Source organism: Hungatella hathewayi WAL-18680 (assembly GCF_000235505.1).
Taxonomy (GTDB): Bacteria; Bacillota; Clostridia; order Lachnospirales; family Lachnospiraceae; genus Hungatella_A; species Hungatella_A hathewayi_A.
Window position 1 is genome coordinate 316,524 of record NZ_JH379028.1, and the last position, 24,345, is coordinate 340,868.

Below are 24,345 nucleotides of genomic sequence, written 5' to 3' on the forward strand. Positions count from 1 at the left end.
ACAGGTTATGGCACAGACATTTGAGTCAATCAGCAGATATCCGGGAACCACAAAGGAGCAGAGGCAGGAGGCCATGGAGCAGGCGGTGAAGATCGTCCGGGCCAACTTGGCGACGTTCACCGACAAATTCCAGTCCTCCAATTCCTTTGGCGGCTTCTATGAGCCAACGGAAAATGTGGAGTGGACCACCGGGTTCTGGACCGGCGTTATCTGGCTGGCTTATGAGTATACCGGGGAGGCCGTGTTTCAGGAGGCCGGGGACATTCAGGTGGAGAGCTTCCTGAAACGAATCCGGGAAAAAATTGACGTGAATCATCACGACATGGGATTCTTGTACAGTCTGTCCTGTGTGGCGGCTTACAAGCTGACCGGCAATGAGCACGCGAAGGAGGCTGCGCTTCTGGCTGCGGACCACCTGGCGGAGCGTTACCGGGAGAAGGGACAGTTCCTTCAGGCCTGGGGCAATCCCGGGGAGCCGAAGGAGTACCGGCTGATTATCGACTGCCTGCTGAACCTGCCCATTCTTTATTGGGCCACCGAGGTGACGGGGGAGAAGTCTTATGCCGAGAAGGCGGAAAACCATATTCGGACAGCTATGAAATGCATCCTGCGGCCGGATCATTCCACCTATCACACCCACTTCTTTGACGTGGAGACCGGGGAGCCGACTTATGGAGTGACCCATCAGGGGAACCGGAATGGCTCCGCCTGGGCCAGAGGCCAGGCGTGGGGCGTGTACGGAATCGCGCTCAGCTACCGGTATCTGAAAAATCCGGAGTATCTGGAGTTGTTTCGCCGGGTGACCGACTATTTTGTGGAGCATCTGCCGGATGATTTGGTTCCGTATTGGGATTTTGACTTCGATACGGGAAGTGAGGAGCCGAGGGATTCCTCCGCGTCGGCCATCGCAATCTGCGGAATTCTGGAGATGGCGAAATATCTGGACGGGGAGACGGCGGAGAAGTACCTGGAGGCAGCGGATAAGATGCTGTGCGCATTGATTGAGAAATGTGCCAATAGGGACATAAAAGTATCAAATGGTTTATTGCTGCACGGGACCTATGCCCGTGATTCAAAAGAAAATACCTGCACCAACAGAGGTGTGGACGAGTGCAACACCTGGGGTGATTACTTCTATATGGAAGCCTTGACAAGACGGTACAAGGACTGGGAGCTGTACTGGTAAGCGAAATCAAAAGAAGGCTGAGACGATTTTTGTTTCAGCCTTCCTTTTTTAGGGGAACAATGACGGAAGAAACCGAGGCGGAATGATGGGGAAGACAAGTGGGCAAAAATGTTATAAAATAAAAGAAGAGAGTACCATAAGGCTGTTGTTTGGGGCTTGCTGGTGCGTGTATTTTTCTACCTATCTGGGGAGGCTGAATTACTCGGCCTGCTTGAATGAGATTATCTTGTCGGAGGGATTTGACAAAAGCCAGGGAGGTCTGATTGGAACCTGTTTTTTCCTGGCTTACGGCGTGGGACAGCTGCTCAGCGGATTTCTGGGAGACCGGCTGCCGCCGAAGAAGCTGGTGTTTACCGGGATGGCGGTGTCGGCGCTGGCAAACCTGGGGATGGCGGTGTTTCGCAGTCCGGAGGCCATGATGGCCTGCTGGTGCGTAAACGGTCTGTTCCAGGCGCTGGTGTGGTCGCCTATGATCCGGCTGCTCTACGATTATCTGACGACGGAACGGCGGATGAAATCCTGCCTGTGGCTCAACAGCACGGTGCCCCTTGGAACCATGGCGGCTTACGGGCTGAGCGCCCTGTTTTTAAAGATAACGGGGAACTGGAGAACCATGTTTGTGATGCCGTTTGTGGTGCTGCTGGCGCTGGCGTTTCTGTGGCTGATTGCCATGGGGAGAGTGGAGCGGCAGGCGGAGGTGGAGAACCGGGGGACGGCGAAGACGCATGGGGACGATGAAATGGCTGGCGGGGAAGTACCCATTCCTGGAATCGGTCGCCGGGAGGCCGGCGGAACCGGCTGGCTGGGGCTGCTGTGCCAATCCGGCTTTCTGTTCCTGATGTTCGCGCTGGTGGTCCAGGGCGCCCTGAAGGACGGGGTTACCACCTGGATTCCCACGTATATCAGTGAGACATACGGACTCAGCGGAATTTTGTCCATCATGGGCACCATGATTATCCCGGTGTTCAACCTGCTTGGCGTCTGCCTGGCCTCTGTGGTGAACCAGAGATGGTTCCGTGAGGAAGTGCGGACGGCGTCTGCCTTCTTTGGCGTCTGCGCGGTGTCACTGCTGGTACTGTGGCTTGGCTCCGGGAGGAGTATGGTGCTGTCATTCCTGATGCTGGCGGTATCCACCACAGCCATGATGGCGGTGAACACCATGTTGATAGCCGTTCTGCCATCCTATTTCGGAGTGATGGGGAAGGCGTCATCCATGTCGGGAATCCTGAACTCCTCCGTCTACATCGGAGGGGCGGTATCCACCTACGGCATCGGCCTGCTGTCCGGCCTGGTGGGCTGGAACAGGACCATCTTCCTTTGGCTTCTCTGCGCGGTGGCGGCAGGCATTATCTGCTTCCTGGTAAGCCGCGTCTGGGTGAAGTTTCGGAAAGCGAAATTGATGTAGCAGTACATGATATAATATTGGGAGGACAAACATATGGGAAAACGAATCTGGCTGCTCCCTGAGCAGGGAACATTTTATAAGGCGAATCTCCACGCCCACACGGTGGTGTCGGACGGGAAGCTGACGCCGGAGGAGATGAAGCGGGAATACCAGAAGCGGGGATACTCCGTGATCGCTTATACGGACCACCGGGTTTACAGGAATCATGCAGAGTTAAATGATGACAGCTTTATCGCCCTGGCATCCTGCGAGGTGGATATCGACGGTCCTTACAAAACGCCGGGAGACTACTCCAGGGTGCAGACCTACCACATCAACCTGTATGACACCAGACCGGATTATGAGGTGGAGCGGAAGCTGAAATCCATCATGCCGGAGTGTGAGTATGGGGATATGGACGGAATCAACCGGTATCTGGAGGAGATGAGGGAGCTTGGCTTTCTGGCCTGCTACAATCACCCCTACTGGTCCCTGCAGACTTACGACGACTACAAGGACTTAAAGGGACTCTGGGGTATGGAAATCTTCAACTACGGCTGTGAGCACGACGGCCTGTACGGGTACCATCCCCAGTCTTACGATGAACTGCTGCGGCTGGGAAATCATCTGTACTGTGTGGCCGGGGATGACAACCACAATCTGGCTTCATTTGACGACCCTCTGTGTGACTCCTTCGGAGGATTTACCTGCATTAAGGCGGAGAGTCTGACCTATGAGCATATCATAGATTCGCTGAAAAACGGCCATTTCTACTGCTCCATGGGCCCGGAGATAGAAGAACTGTATATCGAGGACGGAGAACTGGTGGTGAAATGCAGTCCGGTGGAGAAAATCTATGTGAAGACGGAGGGCCGCGGCTGCCACAAAAAACTGGCTCCCGCCGGTGAAACCATCCGGGAAGCCCGGTTCCGGCTCGGCGGGACGGAGGGCTATATCCGCGTCGACTGCCGTGACAGCCACGGCCGCCACGCCAACTCCAACGCCTGGTTTTTAGACAGGTAATGCCGCCGGACGAAACGCAATCATAAAAGGAGAACAATCTATGAAACAGAATTTACTATACATATTTGCGGACCAGTGGCGCTATCAGGCCATTGGCTGCCACCACGGGGACCAGGTGGTGACGCCCAATATGGACCGGTTCGCGGCGGAGAGCATGGATTTTACCCACGCATACAGCACCTTTCCGCTGTGCTCCCCCCACCGGGCGTCCCTGATGACCGGGAAATACCCCTTCAACGTGGGAATGTGGACCAACTGCAAGATTGGGCTGGAAGAGAAGATTATGCTAAAGCCCCAGGAGACCTGCATCGGCAACGTGCTGAAGGACAATGGCTACCAGACCGGCTATATCGGGAAATGGCATCTGGACGCGTCGGAGTTGAATTTCACCCCCCATCCCGAGTCCGGGGCCATGGAGTGGGACGCTTACACGCCGCCGGGAGAGCGGAGACAGGGCTTTGACTACTGGCTGTCCTACGGCGCCTGCGACGAGCACCTGGACCCCCACTACTGGATGGACAGCGCCAAACAGATCAAGCCGGGGAAATGGTCGGCGGAGTACGAGACCGACAAGGCCATCGAGTACATGGAGAGCCGGAAGGACGACGAAGCGCCCTTCGCCCTGTTCCTGTCCTACAATCCGCCCCATCTCCCCTACGAGCTGGTGCCGGATAAATATTACGACAAATTCCGTGATTTGGACATCGACTACCGCCAAAATGTGCCGGATGACATGAAGGAAGGCATCTTAAAGACCCAGTCCCGGCAGTATTTTGCCGCGGTCCATGGGATTGACGAGCAGTTCGGAAGAATTTACGATTATCTGAAAGAAAACGGTCTGGAGGAGAACACCCTGGTGGTGCTGTCCGCCGACCACGGGGAAATGCTGGGCTCCCACCATCTGATGAGCAAGAACGTGTGGTATGAGGAATCCATCCATATCCCGCTGTTTATGCGCCAGAAGGGCAGGATTGAGGCCGGAGAAAATTCGGTGATATTTGCAAGCCCGGACCACATGCCCACGCTGCTGGGCCTGTTGGACATCCCAGTGCCGGAGACCTGCCAGGGGTACGACCACTCGAAGGGCATGTTTGGACAGGATGACAAAGCGCCACAGGACATGTTTCTGTGCTCCTATCCGGGAAGCGCCGAGCTGGTATCCACCTTCAGCCGCCAGGGTCTGACCCACAAAGCCTACGGCTGGCGCGGCATCAAGGGGGATGGATATACCTACGTGGTGTCCAACGGATACACGCCAGGGGAGGAGCGGACGGAATACCTCTACGACGATGAGAACGACAGATACCAGATGCATCCGCGCCAGATTTCAAAGGACTGCACGGAGCCGGAGATACTGGGACTCCGCCGGAGGCTGTGTGAATATCTGGACATGACCGGTGACCCGTTTCTGTGGGATGTCCGGGATGAGGAGAGAAAATAAAACAGTGTTAAAGGCCAAGTGCCCGACAATAAGTATCTGATAACAAGAACCGGAAAAGTCAAATTGCAAAACTGCTGGGTATCAATGTTGGGCAGACATGTAGGCACGTGGAAAATTTTGTACCACAAGACAGCAGACCATGTTCTAATAATAGGAGGAAACATCCCGATGAAATTTACAGTAAATAATCCGGACTATGAGTTAAGTCCATACACCGGCATGAACAGGGAGCACTGGCTGGAGCTGAGCCATTTCTTTCTGGAAGGCATTTTCCAGCATGTAAAACACATGGAGGACCCAATCCTGGTGCCGCGCCACGAATTTGACGTCAGCTATCCCCAGCCGGGGGGACCAAAATGGCGTCTGGCGGCGGAGCGGTTTGAGGGGCTGGCCAGAAGTTTTCTCATCGCGGCCCCCCTGCTTCACAACGAGCCGGATGCCGTGGTGTGCGGATATTCCATGAAGGAGTACTATAAACAGCAGATTCTGCTGTCCATCACACCGGGCACGCCGAACTACCTGCTCCGGGTGGAGGAGATATTTCCGGAGGCGGAGCCGGGAGTGAAGGCATTCCAGCACACCTGCGAGTGCGCGTCCCTGGTCATCGGCCTGACCATGTGCAAGGAAGTCATCTGGGACAGCTATACGGCGGAGGAGAAGGCGAGAATTGCGGATTATCTGTCCAATTTCGGCCACTCCTACACGGGGCATCACAACTGGCGTCTGTTCAACATGCTGATTCTGGCATTTTTGGACCGGGAGGGGTATCCGGTCGACCAGGGCATGATGCGGGACCACGCCCAGGTTATCGTTTCCTACTATGCGGGAAATGGCTGGTACCGCGACGGCCACCTGTTTGACTACTACTGTCCATGGGCTTTCCATGTCTACGGGCCGCTGTGGAACCAGTGGTACGGATATGAGAAGGAGCCCTATCTGGCCACCAAAATTGAGCAGTACTCCCACGAGCTGGTGGAGACCTACCCTCACATGTTTGACGGCGACGGCCATGTCACCATGTGGGGCCGCAGCGGAACCTACCGCAGCGCGGCGTCGGCTCCGCTGGCCGCCAATCTGCTGCTTCATGATTCCAAAGTGGACCCGGGATGGGCCAGAAGAATCACCTCCGGTGCGGTGCTCCAGTTTGCCACCAGGCCGGAGTGCTTCTACGAGGGCATTCCCTGCCTCGGCTTTTACGGACCATTCCAGCCCTTTGTGCAGACATACAGCTGTGCCGCCAGCCCCTTCTGGCTGGCCAACGCCTGGGTATGTCTGATGCTGCCCAAGGACCATCCGTTCTGGACGGCAAAGGAGCATAACGGCGTGTGGGAAACCATGTCCGCCGGGGAGACCCACACCGAGGTGCTGGACGGCCCGGCCATCATCATGGACAACCACAAGAATACAGGTATCACGGAATTCCGCACCGCCAAGGTGTTGATGAAGAAGGACAATCCCTCCTTAAACGCTTATTCCCGCTTGTCTTTCAACAGCCAGTTCCCGTGGGAGGACTTTGATTGGAAGGGCGTGGAGGCCATGCAGTACAGTCTGACGGTGGAAGAGTGTATTCCCGGCGGGAAGAACCGGCCGTCAGCCGGAGCCAGTTGTAAGACACAGAAAGGCATCCTGCCGCAGAGTCCATCCAAGACCTGGATTCCTAACATCCTTATGTACGGCGGTGTCCGGGACGGAGTGCTCTACCGGAAGGAATATTTCGACTTTGATTTCACCTTCCAGGACAAATGCTCCATCGACCTGGCTGATTTCCCGGTATCCAACGGTCTTATCCGGGTGGACAAGGTCCGGATTCCGGATAAACCCTACACCCTGACACTGGGGGCCTACGGCATGGCGGACCGCGGCGACATAAAAGTGGAAATCCGCAATGGCCAGAACACGTTTGGCAGCGCGGTTATCCTGAAATCAGGGGAGGGGCAGGTGGCCTTCGTTTCCTATGACGGCTGGGATGAAATCGACGTCTGCAAACGAAAGGGCGTCAGCCCGGTAGCGGAGGAGAGCCGTCTCGTCTACGGCATCAGCCGCCGGAAGAAATATTATGAGTATCTCCCATACATCATGGTCAGCGCCGTCCTGACGAAAAAGGACCAGTCAGACTGGAGCGAGGAGGAACTGTTCCCCATCGAGGAAATCCGCTACACGGATGAAACCGGATGCGGCGGCTTCGGCCCGGTAGTTCTCCAGATGAAGGACGGCCGGTGTGTCACCGTGGATTTCGAGGGAATGGAAGGCAGATTGTCCATATAATGGCTATGTATTTCCGGGGCGCAGGCAGCGATGCAGGCGCCCTGTTATTTTTATTGACATTTGTAACATTTTAGAGCTACAGAAGGGCGAGATATAGACCTGAAAGGTCATAAAACACGCTAAATTTTACGATTATATGTATAAAATGCACAATCTGTAAATATTTCGTAATAAATTATTGAAAAAATTGTAAATAAATGGTACTATATGTAATGCATGGAAAACGCATTTACAAACGAAAAAAGTCGGGGGTTATGTGAGATGTTAGGGAAAAAAAAGGATAAAGCAGGGAAACATATGATAGATACGATGATAGGAGCCAACACCGTGATCCGTGGGGCTATTATTGCGGAGGAGACACTGAGAATTGACGGAGCCGTACAGGGCGAGGCCATTTCCAAGGGAGCCGTGATTGTAGGCGCTGACGGTGTGATTGAGGGGGACGTCACAGCAGAGTCCATCCTGGTTGCTGGCAGGGTAAAAGGGAACATTTACGTAAGAGAGAAAACGGAGATTACGGCAGACGGCAGTGTGGAAGGCGACATTACCACCAAGACCCTGGTGATTGACGAGGGCGCCGCGTTCAAGGGCAGCTGCTACATGCAGGTGTCGGAAGTGGTGATTGAGAATCCGGAGGTTCCGGCCGTGGAGGAGAAGAAAGAGTCCGACGCAGCCAAAGAGGACAAGAAGGCCAGTTAATAACGTAACCGTTGAGAGCATTGTTTGATGGAGAGTCTTTAAGCGATGAGATGGAAAAAATTTAAAGAAAAGAATGTATTGATGAATTATACGGTGATGCTGCTTCCTCATTCCCAGAAGAAGCCGATTCACTTCAAGATTCCGGTTTGGGTATTTGGGATGTTCTTCCTGATGATTATGACCCTGGTGGGCGGAGTTCTGTTCTTTGCAGGTTCCACACATCAGCTTCGCCAGGTAGAGTTCGAGAAACAGCAGATTGAGCTGGAATGGCAGAAGATATCCGAGCAGAAACAGCAGATTGAAGATGAGAACGAGGATTTGAAGCTGGCCAGAGAGCAGCAGGAGCAGGAACTGGAACAGCTGGAGCAGAAAACCGTTGATACCATAACAGAACTGAAAAAACTTACCAGCAGAGAGAACGAAATCCGCAGTCAAATTGGTCTGGACACCGTGGATTTGGATGATCTTGACGGCCTGGAGGAGGATGCCTCCCTTCAGGTAGCCTCGAATGACGGTGACGTCAACATTGTACAGAAGAATCTGGACATGCTGCGCGCCGGCATGTCGGAGCAGTATCAGAACTATGACGCGTTGACAGGAAGAATTGCAGACTACCAGAAAGAGCAGTTCCGCCAGGACGTGGTGGACTACGCCCTCCAGTTTGTGGGCAATCCCTACGTATACGGCGGCACCAATCCCAACACTGGCGCTGACTGTTCCGGGTTCACCCGCTATGTCATGAGCCACGCCGCCGGCGTTTCCTTAAGCCGCACCGCGGCCCAGCAGTCCAAGACCGGCCCCGGAATCTCGGAGAGCGACGTAAAGCCCGGTGATTTGGTATTCTACGGCAGTGGAAGCTATGTCAACCACGTGGCCATCTACATAGGCAACGGAAAAGTCGTGCACGCCTCCAACGAGCGCACCGGCATCAAAGTATCCGGCTGGAAATACCGCACGCCGGTGAAGATTGTGAATGTGCTTGGTGATTAGAGAATCGAATAAGTCATCCCCATACAGGACAGAAAGAAACATGTCTTGTATGGGGATTTTTTGTTGTTTCAAAATATTGGTCTGGCCATCCGGCCGTCTTACGCAAACGATTGGGTAGATTAAACTTGCATTGCCCGAATTTGGACTATATAATGGTGATATAGCACAGATGCAAGAGGATTAACAGTTAAAAAATAGTCATTTTCAACAAAAAATAATGGTCTCATGCATTGGATGCAGGTTTGGAACGTGAAAAAGGATACCCAAAGAGAAAGGAGGGTGAGATACATTAAATTACAGGATGACGGAAGGATTCGCATCGGTATTATCGGCACGGGAGCCAACGTTTCCGTAGCGGACTGGCACACCAGGGGGATCATCCATGACAGAAGGGCGCGCATCAGCGCGGTGTACAACCGGAGGGAGAGCACCACTCAGAGATGGAAAGACAGGTTTTCTCTGGATGCGGTATCATGCACCACGCCGGAGATGCTGTTGGAGGCCTGTGACGCGGTGGTGATATGCACGCCGAACAGCACCCATTATCAGTATGCCATGGCGGCGCTGGCGGCGGGGAAACACGTACTTCTGGAGAAGCCTATGACGCTTAGCCTGGAACAGGCGGAGCAGCTGGAAGCCGTGGCAGGGCAGATGGGCGTACACTGCTGTGTGGGATACACCTACCGTTTTACCCAGGCGGCTGATCAGCTTCGCAGTCTTGTTCGGAACCACATTGGAAATGTCTATACCGTACAGGCCAGTCTGGGAGGCACGAGACTGGCGGATGCGGGGATTGGCATGGACTGGCGGATGTACCAGGCATTGTCCGGCGCCGGGGCGCTGGAGGATTTTGGCAGTCATTTAATCGACCTTGCGCACTTTGTGACAGGCGGGACTTATTCCACGGTGTTTTGCCAGAGCGACATTTTTATTAAAAACCGTGAAGGTGAGAATGGCCCGGAGCCGGTGGAGACGGATGACAGCGCGGCGCTCACCTGCCGTGGTGGAGGCGGGCTTGGCAGCTTTTTTGTCAGCCGCGTGGGACTGGATGCGCTGCGGATGCACGTGGCGGGAGAAGGAGGGATGGCGAGAGTAACCTTTGGGGAGGAAACGACTCTCTGTTTCTGGGAAAAGCAGAGCGGCGGACCGTACGGCGGGGGCTGGCAGAATATCCCGCTGGCGCAGGAAACGCCGTTTGAAGACTGGTTCCGTTGGGAAACCAGTGATTTCCTGGACGGAATAGAGGGAAAGCCGGCAAGGGGAGCCAGTTTTCAGGATGGCTGTTATGTGGAACGCGTGCTGGAAGCGGCGAGATGCTCGGCAGAAAATGGAACTGTGAACCGGATTGAGAAGGAGGATTTCAGATGAATAAAGCGGAAGAATATATGAACTATGCGAGTACACTGCTTCAGAAGGTTATGAGCGAGGAGGCGGAGAATATTGAGAAGGCAGCGGTGGCTGTGAAGAATACCATGAGCAGCGGGGGAATGCTCTATACGTATGGCACCGGTCACTCCACCATGCTGTGTATGGAGCCGTTTATGAGAGCGGGAGGCTTTGGGGCCTGCTACCCGATTCTGGATGAGCGTCTGATGTGCCACACCGTGAAGAAACCGGAGGACCGTTTTCTGGAGCGGGAAGTGGGCGTGACGGCAGAGATTTTCAAGAAGTATCCGCTGAAAAAGGGAGACTCCATGTTTATCTTCTGTTATGGCGGCAAAAATGCCACTTCCATTGATGCCTGTCTGCTCTGCAAGGAACTGGGGGTTACCTCCATGGGCATATCCTGCGTGGACCAGGCGGTGATGGTGGGAAGCAGCCATCCGTCAGGACTGCTGGTACATGAAGCCTGCGATATCTCGCTGGATACCCATGGGGCTGTGGGGGACGCGGCCATTGACTTTGGCGATTTCACATTTGGACCGATTTCCACCGTGATTGGCGCCGCTATCGTGCAGGCGGTACAGTGCCGTGCCGTGGAGCTGATGCTGGCGGACGGGGAAAAGCCGGAGGTATTGATTAGCGCCAACGTGCCGGGCGGCGATGAGCATAACCGCCCCATCATTGAAAAATACAGAAAAATCGTGCCGTTCGCATAAAAGAACACGCGGGAAAGGTGTTATTCTATGGAAAAAAACAATCACGATACGGTTCCTGACATAGAAAAAGAGGTTCCTGGCATAGAGGAAAATCGACCGAAGATTAAGATGCGCAAACTGAAGGATTTCAGTGATTCCAAGGCACAGAAGTACCGTGTTCTCCTCTGGGTGGGGATTATTCTGGGACCGGTCATCTGGTATGTCATAACGTTGTTTGATAAACCTTCGCTGTTCCTTTCTACGCCGCACGCAGTATGGGCAGTGACATTACAGCGTATTCGTGATGGCTATTTCTTTGCAGATATCTGGGCGTCCCTAAAGAGGGTTTTGATTGGGTACGCGCTTGGCATGGCGTGTGCGATTCCGATGGGATTTTTGATGGGCTGGTATCGGGGATTTCGGAGCGTGACGGAACCCTGGCTTCAATTTTTCCGGACCATACCGCCCATTGCCACCATACCAATCATGGTAGTGGCCTTCGGCGTCGGGGAAAACTCCAAAATTGCCATTATTTTTATTCGCCACCTTCCTCTCCAGCTCGATTACGATTTACCAGGGCATTAAGGAGATTGACAGGACCTTGATCAAGGCGGCCTATACTTTTGGAGCCAACGACGGAGAACTGTTTTTGTATGTAACGCTGCCGGCGGCATTTCCCTATATCCTTGTGGCGGCGAGAGCGGCGCTGGCTGGTTCCTTCACCACATTGATTGCCGCGGAGATGACGGGGGCAACCATAGGCTTAGGCGCCAGGATTCAGATAGCCAGCGGGGCGGCCAGGATTGATATTGTCATGATGGGGATTATTACGATTGGAATTCTGGGCTTCATTTTCGACCAGCTGCTGTTGTTTGTGGAAAAGCAGCTCACAAAGTGGAAATAGGCCGGAAGGGAGGATAAGATGGCAAAACCGGTATTTGAAGTAAAGAATCTCCAGAAAATCTACAAGGTGGAAAAGGGAAATGACGTCCATGCGTTAAACGATGTGAACCTGACCGTTTACGAAAATGAATTCGTGTGCGTGGTGGGGCCTTCCGGATGTGGAAAAACCACGCTGCTGAATATTGTGGCTGGGCTGGAGTTTTATGATTCCGGCAGTGTGACCATTCACGGGCAGCCGGTGATCGGGCCAGGGCCGGACCGGGCGGTTGTCTTCCAGCAGTATGCGCTGTTTCCATGGATGACAGTGAGGAAAAACATTGAATTTGCGATGAAATTTCTGGTGCATGATGTGGAAGTGGAGAAGAAGGACGCTCAGACAGGCGCCGTGAAAAAGGTGACAAAATCGGTTAAATATACCCGCGAGGAAAAGCAAAAACTCGTGGAGCACTATATCAAGATGGTGGATTTGGAGGGATTTGAGGACGCATTTCCCTCAAGACTTTCCGGAGGCATGAAACAGCGTGTGGCGCTTGCACGCAGCTATGTGACCAATGCGGACGTGCTGTTGATGGATGAGCCCTTTGGCGCGCTGGATGCCCAGACCAGGGCCCAGCTTCAGGAGGATTTGCTGCGCACCTGGGCGCAGGAGCGGAAGACCTGTCTGTTTATCACCCACGATGTGGAGGAGGCAGTTTTGCTGGCGACCAAGGTGGTGATTATGAGTGCCCGGCCCGGCCGGATCAAAACGGTTATCGATATCGATCTGCCATATCCGCGGACCCAGGCCACCAAAATGGAGGATGAGTTTATCCGCTATAAGAATAAGGTCTGGGAACAGGTGTACAGGGAGTATCTGGAAGTTAAAAAATAGAGAAGGAGAGATACAAGATGAAGAAAACACAAATGGTTATTCTGGCATCACTGATTTCGATTCCATTTATCATATCCGGCTGTGCAAAAAAAGCTCCGGAGTCTGGCGCCGCTTCACCGGAAACCGGTACCGTGGCTGCCGAAGCGGGTTCTACTTCTGTGGATTCCGGCACAGATACTGCCGCGCCTGCCCAGTCTCTGGGAACCGTACACTATGGGATACATCAGGGCGGCTCCGCATTTTCCGCCGGATTTCTGCTCAGCGAGCTGAAACTGAATGAAAAGTACAATTTTGATATTAAAATGACGGTCACCACAGGGCCCAACGTCTTTTCCGCTCTGTCCGCGGGGGAGATGGATATTGGCTTTCTGGGAAATGGGATGGCGTGGCATTATTTTGAGAAGGACCCCAAAATTGCAATTCTCACCATCGACAACCTGACCAATGATGACAGGCTGATTGTGAGGAAAGGGCTTGGCATAGAGGAGTATGAGCCGTTAGAGACTCTGGGGGAGAAGCTGCCGGGAATGACGCTGGCCTGCGATTTGACTACGACGCCGGGAACATTTTTAAAGAGTCTTGTCAATGCAATCAACAAGGATAAGGCGGACGGGGATAAAGTCTGGTATGAGGACATCGAGGGCGCCTACCCGTTAAAAGGCGCGGCGGACAAGGAGATTCCGATTCTCAATACGACCAACGCCAATATTACGGCGGTGATGCAGGATAAAAGCATTGACTGCTGTATCACTTACGGTAATACCAAGATGGCGATTCAGCGGGATACGGACAACTATGTGATTGCGGCCACCACCTTTACCCATCTGTCGGATACGGTTACCCCCAGTACCTGGGCGGTAAACAAGGAATTTTGTGAGAAGAATCCGGAGCTTGTGCAGGCTTTTGTCAACGCATTGGTGGAAGCGATGGATTACCGTTCCAACAAAGACAACTGGGATGAATGCATTAAGCTGGCAGTGCCGTTTGACCAGCTGTCCCCGGAGGACTATGACCCGGAGGCGGCATATTGGCTGAGCAAGGCGGACTTAAAGGAATACTTTAGTGATGATAACGGACAAGGGTTTACCTACCTCCAGCAAATCCGTGCCTCCCACATGGGAAACAATGGACTGGATGACGCCACGGCCCTGAAGGTTGATGAGGTGTTCTACAAAGACTTTATACGGAATGCGACGGCGGACTGACGACGCAACGCCGGAAACATGGGATTGGGATAGAGAAGGATGGTGTTTATGAAACAATTGGTTGTGCCTTACTGCGAGAACCTGGATTTCGGGGTGTGCGCCGAGGCAAGGATTGAGGAATTTGGCTGGCGGAAGAATGATTACATGCCTGAGACGGTATTTCGCCTGTGCTGGAATCACAGCGGGCTGGCCGTGGAGGCGGTGTCCCACGAAACCCGTCTGAGGATGGAGGCGGACACGGACGGCCGGGATGTGTGGCATGACAGCTGCATGGAGTTCTTCTTTGGGCCGGCCGAGCCGGAGCGCCGGTACATCAATCTGGAGGTGAATCCGAAGGGAACCATAGTTATGGGCTTTGGCAGCAGCAAGGTGGGCCGTGTCAGGCTGGAGGAGAAGTATAAGCCGTATCTGGGACTTTCCACCGAGATTCGGGAAGCGGAGGGCCTGTGGCTGGCCCGATATCTCATTTCCTTCAAGCTCTTGGGCGAGGTGTTTGGAGGCCCGCCGGAGGAAGCACGGTTCCGTAAGTTCTACGCCAATTTCTATAAGTGCGGCGAAATGACGGAGTTCCCACATTACGGCATGTGGAGCAAAATAGACAGCCCGGCTCCAGACTTTCACCGGTCGGAGTTTTTTGGGGAACTGAGATTGGTGGAGTGACGGGGAGATGTTGGTTATGTGTAGAGAAACAGCCGGAAGTTTTTTGGGACTTCCGGCTGTTTTTTGCATGTTACTATCGAAAAAGTGTTTCATATTGTTGAGAAATACCTTTTAAGATTTCATATTCAACATTTCTGGTTTATTCTGTTGCTTTACCAACATTATGAGCCTTCCACTCATTCGGCATTTAGGACAGCCAGGCTTCCTTCATTTACTGATGACAGTGTAAAGTTATTGACGATGCCAGAAAACACCGCTGCACGCTCCTTATGCAGATGTCCGAAAATCGGAAAGGGACTATTCCCTTTGGCAACTAAATTATAACATATTTGATTGAGAAGAGCAACAGTGAGACATGAAATAACGCAGGCTATTATTGGTTTTTTATCTGCTTATGACATAGTATATGTTATAAAAAATATTTTAGCAACAGATTCTTTTTTGGTAAAATAGGTTGCAATTCTTTTTCGCAGCGTTTATTGTTATTAGTATCATAAAATTTTACAGAGGAGGATTTTTTTTAAAATGAAAGAACGCAAAAATGTGAAATTTCCAAAGGAGATACTGCTTACATACCGGGAATATCTACAGGATGAGGAACGGAGTGTGGCTACGGTAGAGAAATATCTTCGGGACGTGAAGGTGTTTATGGAGTATCTGAATGAAAGAGGGAGGGGAAAAGAGGAGGTTGACAGCAGGTGCATAGCTGGCAGTAATGAGACATTGGATAAGAAGGTCATTCGTGAATATAAACAGTATCTGAAAAACAGATATAAGATAACCAGCGCAAACTCTATGCTGGCAGCTCTCAATAGCTTTTTGGTCTTTTGGGGGAAAGCGGAGTTAAAGGTGAAGCTGTTTAAGATGCAGCGGGTCCAGTACAGCAAGCCGGAAAGAGAGATGACAGAGAAGGACTATGAGCGGTTGATTCTGGCGGCCAGGGAGAAAGGAGATATGAAGATGAGTATGCTGATACAGACGATTGGCAGTACGGGAGTGCGGATTAGTGAACTTAAATTTATCACAGTGGAATCACTGCGGGATGGGCGGGCCGAGATTTATAACAAGGGAAAATGCCGGGTAGTGCTGCTGCCGGTGGAACTGACGAAGGTGTTGAGAAAATATTGCCGAAAGGCAGGAATTGTATCAGGCAGCATTTTTGTCACAAAGCATGGAAATCCGATAGACAGGAGCAATGTGAGCAAGAAGATGAAACAGCTGGGAAGAGAAGCCGGAGTCGACACGGCGAAAGTATTTCCTCATAATTTCAGACATCTGTTTGCCAGAATTTTTTACAGTATTGAAAAGGATGTGGTACGGCTGATGGATCTGCTGGGACATTCCAGCATTGACACGACACGAATCTACACGATGACCACAGAGGAGCAGCCCAGACGGCAGATGTCGCGGATGCGGATGGTACTAGGCTGACAGTGCCGTTAAAGCGTGCAAATAAAAAAATACCCCATAATATGAATTATGCGGTATCTAATATCAATTCTGAAGGATATTTCCTTCGTAATATAGTCTATTATACCCACTTTCGTAAAAATTGCAAGGTTTGAAATGGAAAAAATTGCAAAAGATGATAGAAAGCTCGCAGAAATGTGGGACAAAGGGTATGGAATCCGGTGATTGTGCTTTGAGAAGCAAAATCGCTTATTTGGCGTGCCCCAATTTATAGAAGCTGGATTTCGGGAATCAGAAAAAACAGTTCAAATCATCTAAAACTTAGAAATCAAATAAATATTTCCCCTAAAAGTATCAATAAATCCAAGACAGCCCGTGATACAGTTTCTTTCCTATACTCCATAATTCATATTACAGAGTAGAGAGTGAAAGAGAGGTGTCAATCCGTGGACACGGCTGCAATACGAGGAAAATCCCGCAGGCATCAGCGGAGGAGGGCAGCTCATTTCCGTGTAACCCGTTTCGGGGGATTCGATGAGACAGAGGTTATCTGCTATCTGTGGGACATGGCCAAGGCCATGGACGCGGGAGAGCATTTGGGTAATGAAGAACTCACAAAACTGAACCAGAACATGCGCCGGAGAGTCCGGATAGAGATGAGGCGCTATTTTGCCCGCCGCAGACGCAGAAATGTGAGCATGTTTGCGGCTGCGCTATTGACGGCGTCGTGCGTGATTGGAATCTTCGGTTTTCTGATTGGAATAGACCGGGTGTCCGGGAATTCCATGTATCCGTATCTGAATCATGGGGACTGGGTGGTGTACAGCCGCCAGCTGGGACGGGAACTTTGCCGGGATGAGGTGGTTATTTTTGAAAATGGAAGTGAAAATCTGGTGAAACGGGTAGTGGGGCTTCCGGGAGATTCGGTGGAAATAAACGGGACAGGAAGCCGCGTTGTGGTAAACGGAGAAGAGGTCCGGGAAGATTATGTGAATCTGGCGGGGGCGGCGGAGGAAAAAGAGGAAAACCGGATGGGACAGCCGCTGACCGTGATGGACGGCCAGTATCTGATGCTGGGAGACAACCGGGGAGTTTCCATCGACAGCCGTGATGGAGAGATTGGTACGGTGCCAAGGGAACACATTCTCGGAAAAGTGATGTTGATTGTCAGGATAAGGGGATAAGAGGAAATGCGGAAGGATAACAGTTGGAGGTCATGTGTATGAGCCATTTTCGATTACATACAAAGGGAAAAGAAGGGAAATACTGGAACTGGCTGATGATAGGAATTGCTGGTGTGCTTTTCGTGGCGGTGGGAATATATGCCGTTCACAGTGTGGGAACTGCCCGCGCAAAGAGCAGGGAGACCGTACTGCTTCACACGGAGGAGGAGTTTGAGCAGTATCTGATAGACCGGGAGAGTGAGGATTACAATCTGGACGGAAGGTATCAGCTGGAGGAGGATTTGGACCTTGGATGGCTGTATGAATCCATTGGGACGAATCTGGAACCGTTTACCGGAAGATTCGACGGGAACGGGCACGTCATAAGCGGATTGACTAGACCGATGTTTGGTGTTTTGAAGGGGGCGGAGGTAAGCGATCTGTTTTTAAGCGGTGCGGTGATTGAGAATCCCTTTACCTATTATGATGGGGAGCATTATGTGGATGGATATGGGGCGCTGGCGGCTTATGCGGTGCATTCCGTGATAAGAAACTGTGGAATGAGTGGAGAGATTACGACGGCCAGTCCCTCGGAAGCGTCGTTTCTGCTGGAGAAGGCAAGTCCGGCCGATGCGGATGAATTCACGGGACCGGGCGTGGGAGAACCAGTGAAAGAGGATAGCAGCCGGGAGGAGGATGGCTCCCAGAATGAGGGGCCGGGGATGGAGACGGCGGAATCACTGGAAGGTGGAACGAAGATAGAAGATGGAAATGGAGCTGGAAGCGGAAGCAGTGCAGGAGCCGGAAGCAGTGCGGGAGCGGAAAGTAGTGCGGGGAGTGGAAGCAATGCGGAAGCGGAAAGCAATGCAGGAACTGGAAGTAGTGCAGGAGCCGGAAGCAGTGCGGGAACTGGAAACAATGCGGGAGTGGAAAGCAGTGCTGGGAACGGCAGCAGTACAGGCGCCGGAATTACGGAAGCGGAGCAGGAGTCAGGAGAAAAGGATGCGGTGACGCCATCGGGGGAGGAGTCATTGCTCCCGGATGATGAGAATGGAACGGCAGCTGGGGAAGGAACCCAGGGGGCACAGCCGTCTGAATCGCCGCAGGTATCTGAACCGGATTCAACGGTCAGCCAGCCGGCGGATGCTCCAAACAGAGGGGATGGACAGACCGACAGTGCCGGCTGGACGGAAGACGGCAGTAAGGAACCGGCACAGACGGACCTGACGAATACGGAAACCGCCACGTTTCATCCGATTGAGCGCCAGTTCCTGGCGATGAAAGCAGCACCCATCGTAAATGGCAGTGCCGACAATCCCTTACAGGCAACGCCATCCGATGCAGAGGAGGAACCTTCAGTGGCAACGCCATCCGATGCATCAGACCCGGCAGAAAGCCCGAAGGATGGCCAAGAATCACAGATTAACGAGGAAGAACGCCAGTATGCGGGAAGTCCGAATGGTGATATCTATATTCTGGTCACAGCAGACCGTATCACAGCAGGAGGCCTGGCCGCCCAGACCGCGGAGGCCACCCTGATTTCCAACTGCTTTGCGCTGGTCACAATCGGGTCATTCGTGGAGCCGGTTGAGGCATACACCGGAGGTCTGGCCGGGATACTTGGGGCAGAGACCAGAACCGAAAACAGTTACGTCTCCGGATTGTCAGATAGTGATGGTGTAAACGGCGGATTTGCGGCTGTCAATGACGGAGCCATTGAAAACTGCTATTCCACTATGACCATAGGCCAATCCGGAAACCGGCATGGCGCCTTTACAGTCTATGGAAATGGAAGTCTGACCGGCTGTGTATATGACCGGCAGATGGCCTGTATACCGGAGGCATCACCAAGCGAAGCGCCAGAACAGGACTTGACAGGGATGTGGACGGATGAGATGACCGGCGCGGAAAGCAGAATCCCTGGTGACTGGAGAAAAACAGAGCAGGCATATCCCCAGCTGGAATATTTTGCATTGAGTGGACATGAGACAATCGTGAGCAGCTCGAAAGTATCCGTGGTTGCACTGCCGCTTCCGGAGGGCCAGTCGCTGTCAGACGTCTTGAAGGCAGGAAATATTGTACTCCCCAAAGAGGTAGATGGGCAGGAAATCCAATGGGATGGGGAAGACGGAATTCAGATTGAAGAGGGAAATCAGATTCGATTGGAAGAGCAGGTGACAATGATGCCTCATGATGTGCCTGTGGTTAAGTCCTCTCTGGATGCAGTTGATGAGGCGCCAGATGAAGATATGGTTATGGAAGCAGACGATAGCAGCAAAAATACCGGTGGTAGAAGCGGCGTCCGCTTGAAAGCATCCGTCGGCGAAGCGTACAGAAATTATGCACTTACTGTGGCGGCTGAAGCAAAAAGTTATACCAGCTGGCTGGATGTGGGGGCTGAGATAACAACGCCCCCTCCTGTTGAGAATCCCGGTGAGACACCAGGAACGGAAACCAATCCTTATTTGTTGGATAGTGCGGAGGACTTGGCCTGGTTTGCTTATATGGTAAATTCAGTAAAGAGTGATATTTGTGCAACCATGACATCGAATATTGACCTGTTTGGGGGAACCTATACAGATGCTGTTTATAATCCTAATGATTTGTCTAACAGTTTGTTGTGGAAATCAATAAAAAATTTTGCAGGTGTTTTTGATGGAGGCACTCATATAATTACAAGCTTACGTTTAAGTGGAGCCGGAGAGGGTAGTTTTGCGCTGTTTGATAGTGTATATGGAGCAACTATAAAAAATTTGGGAGTGGAATCAGGATATATAAATTTCAAGAGTCAACGAAGAGGAAGTGTTTTTATTAGGTCACTCACCGGTGGAAATGTAATAAACTGTTGGAACACAGTGGATATAACGGGGGGATATGGGGAAGTAGGAGGGATTGTTGCTTACGTTCTTGATGGTGATAAGCCTGCAGTAATTGACAACTGCTATAATTCAGGTAATATAACAGGAAACTCGCAAGTTGATTGTTATGTAGGAGGAATTCTGGGGACTGTATGGTCAGAGATGAGGATAAAGGTGACGATTCGAAATTGTTATAATACAGGAACTATAACGGTAACAAGCAACGAAAGAGCAGGCGGAATTTTGGGTGGAGTGAATAATAATAAAGATGCACCGGGATTGACGATTGAGAATTGTTATAATGCAGGAAAAATCTCAGGAACAGGAGGAATGGCAATTTCTGGCAGCACTTCTCAGCATGTAGTTATGAACTGCTATTATGATAAAGACACCAGTGTGCGGGGAGACAGTAAAGCGACTGCTTTCACAACTGCACAGATGAAATCCTGGGTTGCCGCCTACAAACTGAATGAAGAGACCTTTGACGGCGTCTGGAAATACAACATGGGCGCTTATCCAACCTTCGGTTCCCTAGCCCCCTTCGACTGGGAAAAAGCCGGAGAAGCCCTGGAATGCGGTTTCCTACCGGCAGATAAGACAAAACCTTCAGGAGGAGGAACGCCAGAAAACCCTTATCAGATAAAAGATGCAGAGCAGCTGGCTTGGTTCGCCTACCGGGTAAACAGCGGTACACAGCCAAATGCCTGTGCCACACTTATGAACGATATCAATGTCACGGGAACCGCCTATACTGGAACTTCAGGGGCGTCCCTCCCCTGGATTCCCATCAGAAATTATAGCGGGACCTTTGGGGCCAGGAATACGGATAGATTCGAAGTAAGTGGACTTCATATTGACACGACAGCCGATGCTGATGCTAACGCCGGATTATTTGCAACCGCAACAGGAACCATATCAAATATAGCGGTGGTAGATTCCACCCTGGTCTCATCCGGAGGCAGCCAGGGAGCCATCGCCGGTATCTTGGACGGAGGAGCCATATTCCAGTGTTACAGCCGGGGAAATGAGGGAGGCGGCGCCTGGTATGCAGGCGGAATTGTGGGGCAGTTAATGGGAGCCGGTGCGGAGATTCGCGACTGCTATAATCTGGAAACCCAGCTGGAAGCGGCCGGTGCAGACTCCGCCGCCGGAGGAATTGCAGGAGACGGGAGTGCAGGAAAAATCCAAAACTGCTACAATGCCTGTCTGGCCAGCGGCTTTGTCAGGGCAGAGGAATCAGCAGGTGGAACGGCGGGGAGCATAGCCGGGAAAACCGGAACCGGGAATCTGATACAGTGTTACAGCGATACGGATTTATCAGACAGCAGCCAGGTAACCATGTTTGATACCAGCAGCGATGCAAAGCGTCTGGAGCAGACAGCCGGTCTGAACACCTATAATGGTGTGGAGCGGAAAGGAACAGACCGGGTGTGGTATACCAGCCTTGTGGATGAAAAAACAAAAGGATATCCCACTTTTGATGCTCCAGTGATGCTGGCTGTGGCCGTAGACCCAGCAAAAGTTAAGGAAGTGGACGGAAATGTGACAGGCTCCATAGGAGAAATAAGCGGGGGAACCCTGCCGTCATCGTTACTGTTCCGGGGAATCCATCAGGAGAAAGCAGCGGATACAGAGCCTGTGATTACTCTGGAGAACAAAGATAACGTAACTGCCCAGTTCCATCTTTCTGGAACGAACAGCGCCCACACACAACTGTCCCTGATAGCAGGAGACCAGGACCTTGCAGGCAGGAACGGCTCACTCATACAGCCGACGGATTCCATCACAAGTTTCAGCGCGATGACCCTTTACAATGGCGCCTCCTATGTTTACCCCTACAAGCGGACCCTGGTTGTAGATCTGGTGGCAAAGACAGCAGCAGAAGGAATCACAGACATTACCCGCTATGAAATTACGGTTGAGATTGCTGCGGTAACCGGAAAGACGCTGGATGTGACAATGAAGGCCCAGACGATGATGGAACTGCAGCCCGGCGTCACAGGCACCGCTTATACGGAGGACTTAGAACTGGTCAATGGGAACCCTTATCCCATCCAGCTGAAAATCAGCAGTCTGGACCCCATTCAGGTGGGGAAAGATGTTGTGCTTCAGCCAATTGCTAAGGAACAGGGAATCCACAACGAAAAGCCGCTGACGGAGGACGGAGTGCGGCTGGGAATCACGAAGCCGGCGGAGGGAGAAGATACAGGAAAACTCGGTACGGTCGGAGACCTGTATTATGAACCTGGAGAAAATGAAAATCCGGGTACCTGGATGAAGGGGAGTCTTGGATCCGGCAGTATTCTCAGATACCGGTACTTTATGAAACACAGCCTGCTTCATGTAGGCCCCCAGCAGACCTTCGGCTTTAAGATAACCTATGAATTCCGGATACCGGCTGAAAATCCGGAGCCGGGTGTATCCGTAAGCGCGGGCTGAGGGCAGAAATGATGAAAAGCAGAGGAAAAACAAGAAAACAGAGAAGAAAACAGAAGACAGGCCTGCGCTTCCTGTTTGGCATCCTGCTGGCGGTGGCCGGACTGGTGGCGGTCATATTGGCCGTTCTGACATTGTACAGCCTGCCAAAACCGGTCCAGGCCCAGATGGATATCCTGGCAGACCCAAATGCGATAAACGGCACACTGCATGCGGGAAGCCGGCCGGTGGGGGAAGGGGAGTACCGTGTCGTACTGAATCAGCTTCCCACCATGACATCAGACAGCCGGGAATGCAATATTGAATTTGAGAACCCGCCGGAAAACCGATACAGCGCCAGAATCAGCCTGTATTTAAAATCAACCGGAACCTATATCGGGGGCACAAAGCGGGTAGACCCCGGAACATACATAGAAACGATAGAACTGTCCGAACCGCTGCCCCCGGGGGAAATCCCGGTGCTGGCCGGGATTGAGCTGTTCACCGAAACAAAACCGGCAGGAAGCATGACCCTGGAGCTGGCCGTGCGGGTGATAGAACAAACAAATCAAGGAGAAACCGTGGAATGACAGAGGGAAGACCAGACCGGCGGTCCAGAAGAGGCCATGCCAGCTGGACCGTGATTATCATAGCAGCAGTGTTCTGCGCCACAGTGGCAGGTGTGGCTGGATACGTTGTTGTCAGTTATGCAAACCGCCCCCAGGAGGTGAATTATCCCCAGCTGGAGCCGGAGGGAAATGTTCGGAGCGGAACCTTAAGCGATCCGGCAGGGCGCCAGGCGGAGCTGGATGCCATTGTGGAAGAGGGGATGCTGACATTTTCCATCAACGCGACGCCGGTGATGGAGGATGGAAAAGCGGAGGCTAACCTGCTGATAGAGAATCCGCCTGATAATGGAAACCGGTTTACGGTGACCATCAGCCGGGAGGACACGGGAGAAGTCATCTATCAGTCCGGCTACCTGGACCCAGAGCAGTACATTGAGAAGGCCAGACTGGATGTGGAACTGCCTGCCGGAGAATACGGCTGCCTGGCCAGCTTTGATGCCTACCGCATCCGTGATAATGCCTATATTGGAAGGGCTGCCGCCCGCCTCACTCTGTATGTGCAGCAGTGAAGCCGGGAGCCGTGAAGTACAAAAAGCGATGGAAGTGGGAGTGGATATGGAACAACAGGAATTGAGGGAAACACGGGGGAGGGGAAGGGACCGGCCACCGCAGGATAAGATGGCCGCCTGTAAAAAGAAAGGGCGAACTATCGCTACCCCGCTGTCGGTACTGCTGCTGGCCGCCGTGCTGTCAGCTGCCGGGTATTATATCAAAGAGGGCCGGCGGGACGGGAAGACAGAAGGACTGCAGTACGAGGCCAACATCGTACACGGAGACATTCCCGGAAAGAGCAGGGCAGAGCGCCAGCGGGAGCTGGATTCCATTGTGGAGGAGGGGATGCTTGCCATGTCCATCAACGCCACCCCGTCCGGGAAGGCGGCTGGGGAAGACAGAGGCATTAACTGGCTGATCGAAAATCCCTCCAACCAGGGAAAACTGATCCGGGTAGAGGTGTGGAGAGACGATACGGACGAAATTATTTACGAGACTGGTGCCATTAAGCCGGGAAACTATGTGGAGTCAGCCCCGTTAAAGAAGGAACTGCCGGCCGGCCAGTATGACTGCACCGCCAGATTTTATGCCTATCAGGAAGAAAATGAGACCTACATCGGTCAGGCCGCGGCGCGGATTACCCTGACACTGTATGAGTGAGAGGAGGGAAAAC

20 protein-coding genes are annotated in these 24,345 nt (G+C 52.4%); all 20 read left to right on the top strand.

All coding sequences use genetic code 11. From position 1 onward, the window contains the following. The first annotated feature begins 7 nt into the window (after positions 1 to 7). Complete coding sequence (locus HMPREF9473_RS17310; protein ID WP_006781482.1) at positions 8 to 1,186, top strand: glycoside hydrolase family 88 protein; 1,179 nt, start codon at positions 8 to 10, stop codon at positions 1,184 to 1,186. 82 nt (positions 1,187 to 1,268) lie between these two features. After that, a complete protein-coding gene (locus HMPREF9473_RS17315; RefSeq protein WP_242830857.1) occupies positions 1,269 to 2,591 on the top strand; it encodes an MFS transporter in 1,323 nt (440 codons plus the stop codon). 33 nt (positions 2,592 to 2,624) lie between these two features. Continuing rightward, complete coding sequence (locus tag HMPREF9473_RS17320; protein ID WP_006781484.1) at positions 2,625 to 3,593, top strand: PHP domain-containing protein; 969 nt, start codon at positions 2,625 to 2,627, stop codon at positions 3,591 to 3,593. 40 nt (positions 3,594 to 3,633) lie between these two features. Beyond that, positions 3,634 to 5,034 carry a sulfatase family protein gene (locus HMPREF9473_RS17325; protein WP_006781485.1) on the top strand — a complete coding sequence of 467 codons (1,401 nt, stop codon included), beginning with the start codon at positions 3,634 to 3,636 and terminating at the stop codon, positions 5,032 to 5,034. A 168-nt stretch (positions 5,035 to 5,202) separates the two neighbouring features. Next, positions 5,203 to 7,299 (top strand): DUF2264 domain-containing protein, encoded by a 2,097-nt coding sequence (locus tag HMPREF9473_RS17330; RefSeq protein WP_006781486.1) that lies wholly within the window; start codon positions 5,203 to 5,205, stop codon positions 7,297 to 7,299. Between the two features lie 297 nt (positions 7,300 to 7,596). After that, positions 7,597 to 7,998 carry a bactofilin family protein gene (locus HMPREF9473_RS17335; RefSeq protein WP_006781487.1) on the top strand — a complete coding sequence of 134 codons (402 nt, stop codon included), beginning with the start codon at positions 7,597 to 7,599 and terminating at the stop codon, positions 7,996 to 7,998. Positions 7,999 to 8,043: 45 nt separating this feature from the next. Further along, positions 8,044 to 8,988, top strand: a complete 945-nt coding sequence (locus HMPREF9473_RS28240; protein WP_006781488.1) for a C40 family peptidase — start codon at positions 8,044 to 8,046, stop codon at positions 8,986 to 8,988. A 279-nt stretch (positions 8,989 to 9,267) separates the two neighbouring features. Further along, positions 9,268 to 10,356: a Gfo/Idh/MocA family protein gene (locus HMPREF9473_RS17345; RefSeq protein WP_050810080.1), complete on the top strand. Its 1,089-nt coding sequence runs from the start codon at positions 9,268 to 9,270 to the stop codon at positions 10,354 to 10,356. Next, positions 10,353 to 11,087, top strand: coding sequence for a sugar isomerase domain-containing protein (locus HMPREF9473_RS17350; protein WP_006781490.1), 735 nt, complete (start codon positions 10,353 to 10,355; stop codon positions 11,085 to 11,087). The genes HMPREF9473_RS17345 and HMPREF9473_RS17350 overlap by 4 nt, the downstream gene beginning before the upstream one ends. A 27-nt stretch (positions 11,088 to 11,114) precedes the next feature. After that, positions 11,115 to 11,651 (top strand): ABC transporter permease, encoded by a 537-nt coding sequence (locus HMPREF9473_RS26955; RefSeq protein WP_006781491.1) that lies wholly within the window; start codon positions 11,115 to 11,117, stop codon positions 11,649 to 11,651. Continuing rightward, positions 11,590 to 11,970 carry an ABC transporter permease gene (locus HMPREF9473_RS26960; RefSeq protein ID WP_080568880.1) on the top strand — a complete coding sequence of 127 codons (381 nt, stop codon included), beginning with the start codon at positions 11,590 to 11,592 and terminating at the stop codon, positions 11,968 to 11,970. Before HMPREF9473_RS26955 ends, HMPREF9473_RS26960 begins: the two co-directional genes overlap by 62 nt. 18 nt (positions 11,971 to 11,988) lie before the next feature. Then, on the top strand, positions 11,989 to 12,840 hold the full coding sequence (locus HMPREF9473_RS17360; RefSeq protein ID WP_006781493.1) for an ABC transporter ATP-binding protein: 852 nt from the start codon (positions 11,989 to 11,991) through the stop codon (positions 12,838 to 12,840). 17 nt (positions 12,841 to 12,857) lie between these two features. Next, positions 12,858 to 14,045: an ABC transporter substrate-binding protein gene (locus HMPREF9473_RS17365; RefSeq protein WP_006781494.1), complete on the top strand. Its 1,188-nt coding sequence runs from the start codon at positions 12,858 to 12,860 to the stop codon at positions 14,043 to 14,045. Positions 14,046 to 14,093: 48 nt separating this feature from the next. Beyond that, positions 14,094 to 14,705: a carbohydrate-binding family 9-like protein gene (locus HMPREF9473_RS17370; RefSeq protein WP_006781495.1), complete on the top strand. Its 612-nt coding sequence runs from the start codon at positions 14,094 to 14,096 to the stop codon at positions 14,703 to 14,705. A gap of 525 nt (positions 14,706 to 15,230) precedes the next feature. Continuing rightward, entirely contained in the window at positions 15,231 to 16,136 is a 906-nt protein-coding gene (locus HMPREF9473_RS17375) for a tyrosine-type recombinase/integrase (RefSeq protein ID WP_006781496.1), read from the top strand. 425 nt (positions 16,137 to 16,561) lie between these two features. After that, the gene (gene lepB / locus HMPREF9473_RS17380) at positions 16,562 to 17,299 is read left to right on the top strand and encodes a signal peptidase I (protein WP_006781497.1); all 738 of its coding nucleotides are present in this window, start codon (positions 16,562 to 16,564) and stop codon (positions 17,297 to 17,299) included. A gap of 38 nt (positions 17,300 to 17,337) precedes the next feature. Continuing rightward, positions 17,338 to 22,575 carry a GLUG motif-containing protein gene (locus HMPREF9473_RS27440; protein ID WP_006781498.1) on the top strand — a complete coding sequence of 1,746 codons (5,238 nt, stop codon included), beginning with the start codon at positions 17,338 to 17,340 and terminating at the stop codon, positions 22,573 to 22,575. A gap of 8 nt (positions 22,576 to 22,583) precedes the next feature. After that, entirely contained in the window at positions 22,584 to 23,141 is a 558-nt protein-coding gene (locus HMPREF9473_RS17390) for a hypothetical protein (RefSeq protein ID WP_006781499.1), read from the top strand. Beyond that, positions 23,138 to 23,689: a hypothetical protein gene (locus HMPREF9473_RS17395; protein WP_006781500.1), complete on the top strand. Its 552-nt coding sequence runs from the start codon at positions 23,138 to 23,140 to the stop codon at positions 23,687 to 23,689. The genes HMPREF9473_RS17390 and HMPREF9473_RS17395 overlap by 4 nt, the downstream gene beginning before the upstream one ends. A gap of 46 nt (positions 23,690 to 23,735) precedes the next feature. Beyond that, positions 23,736 to 24,332 (top strand): hypothetical protein, encoded by a 597-nt coding sequence (locus HMPREF9473_RS26425; protein WP_006781501.1) that lies wholly within the window; start codon positions 23,736 to 23,738, stop codon positions 24,330 to 24,332. Positions 24,333 to 24,345: the final 13 nt, after the last annotated feature.

Excerpts from the sequence above, each read along its gene's own strand:
- HMPREF9473_RS17310 (WP_006781482.1), top strand. The coding sequence starts at position 8 with ATGGCACAGACATTTGAGTCAATCAGCAGATATCCGGGAACCACAAAG.
- HMPREF9473_RS17315 (WP_242830857.1), top strand. The coding sequence starts at position 1,269 with ATGATGGGGAAGACAAGTGGGCAAAAATGTTATAAAATAAAAGAAGAG.
- HMPREF9473_RS17320 (WP_006781484.1), top strand. The coding sequence starts at position 2,625 with ATGGGAAAACGAATCTGGCTGCTCCCTGAGCAGGGAACATTTTATAAG.
- HMPREF9473_RS17325 (WP_006781485.1), top strand. The coding sequence starts at position 3,634 with ATGAAACAGAATTTACTATACATATTTGCGGACCAGTGGCGCTATCAG.
- HMPREF9473_RS17330 (WP_006781486.1), top strand. The coding sequence starts at position 5,203 with ATGAAATTTACAGTAAATAATCCGGACTATGAGTTAAGTCCATACACC.
- HMPREF9473_RS17335 (WP_006781487.1), top strand. The coding sequence starts at position 7,597 with ATGATAGATACGATGATAGGAGCCAACACCGTGATCCGTGGGGCTATT.
- HMPREF9473_RS28240 (WP_006781488.1), top strand. The coding sequence starts at position 8,044 with ATGAGATGGAAAAAATTTAAAGAAAAGAATGTATTGATGAATTATACG.
- HMPREF9473_RS17350 (WP_006781490.1), top strand. The coding sequence starts at position 10,353 with ATGAATAAAGCGGAAGAATATATGAACTATGCGAGTACACTGCTTCAG.
- HMPREF9473_RS26955 (WP_006781491.1), top strand. The coding sequence starts at position 11,115 with ATGGAAAAAAACAATCACGATACGGTTCCTGACATAGAAAAAGAGGTT.
- HMPREF9473_RS17360 (WP_006781493.1), top strand. The coding sequence starts at position 11,989 with ATGGCAAAACCGGTATTTGAAGTAAAGAATCTCCAGAAAATCTACAAG.
- HMPREF9473_RS17365 (WP_006781494.1), top strand. The coding sequence starts at position 12,858 with ATGAAGAAAACACAAATGGTTATTCTGGCATCACTGATTTCGATTCCA.
- HMPREF9473_RS17370 (WP_006781495.1), top strand. The coding sequence starts at position 14,094 with ATGAAACAATTGGTTGTGCCTTACTGCGAGAACCTGGATTTCGGGGTG.
- HMPREF9473_RS17375 (WP_006781496.1), top strand. The coding sequence starts at position 15,231 with ATGAAAGAACGCAAAAATGTGAAATTTCCAAAGGAGATACTGCTTACA.
- HMPREF9473_RS27440 (WP_006781498.1), top strand. The coding sequence starts at position 17,338 with ATGAGCCATTTTCGATTACATACAAAGGGAAAAGAAGGGAAATACTGG.
- HMPREF9473_RS17390 (WP_006781499.1), top strand. The coding sequence starts at position 22,584 with ATGATGAAAAGCAGAGGAAAAACAAGAAAACAGAGAAGAAAACAGAAG.
- HMPREF9473_RS17395 (WP_006781500.1), top strand. The coding sequence starts at position 23,138 with ATGACAGAGGGAAGACCAGACCGGCGGTCCAGAAGAGGCCATGCCAGC.
- HMPREF9473_RS26425 (WP_006781501.1), top strand. The coding sequence starts at position 23,736 with ATGGAACAACAGGAATTGAGGGAAACACGGGGGAGGGGAAGGGACCGG.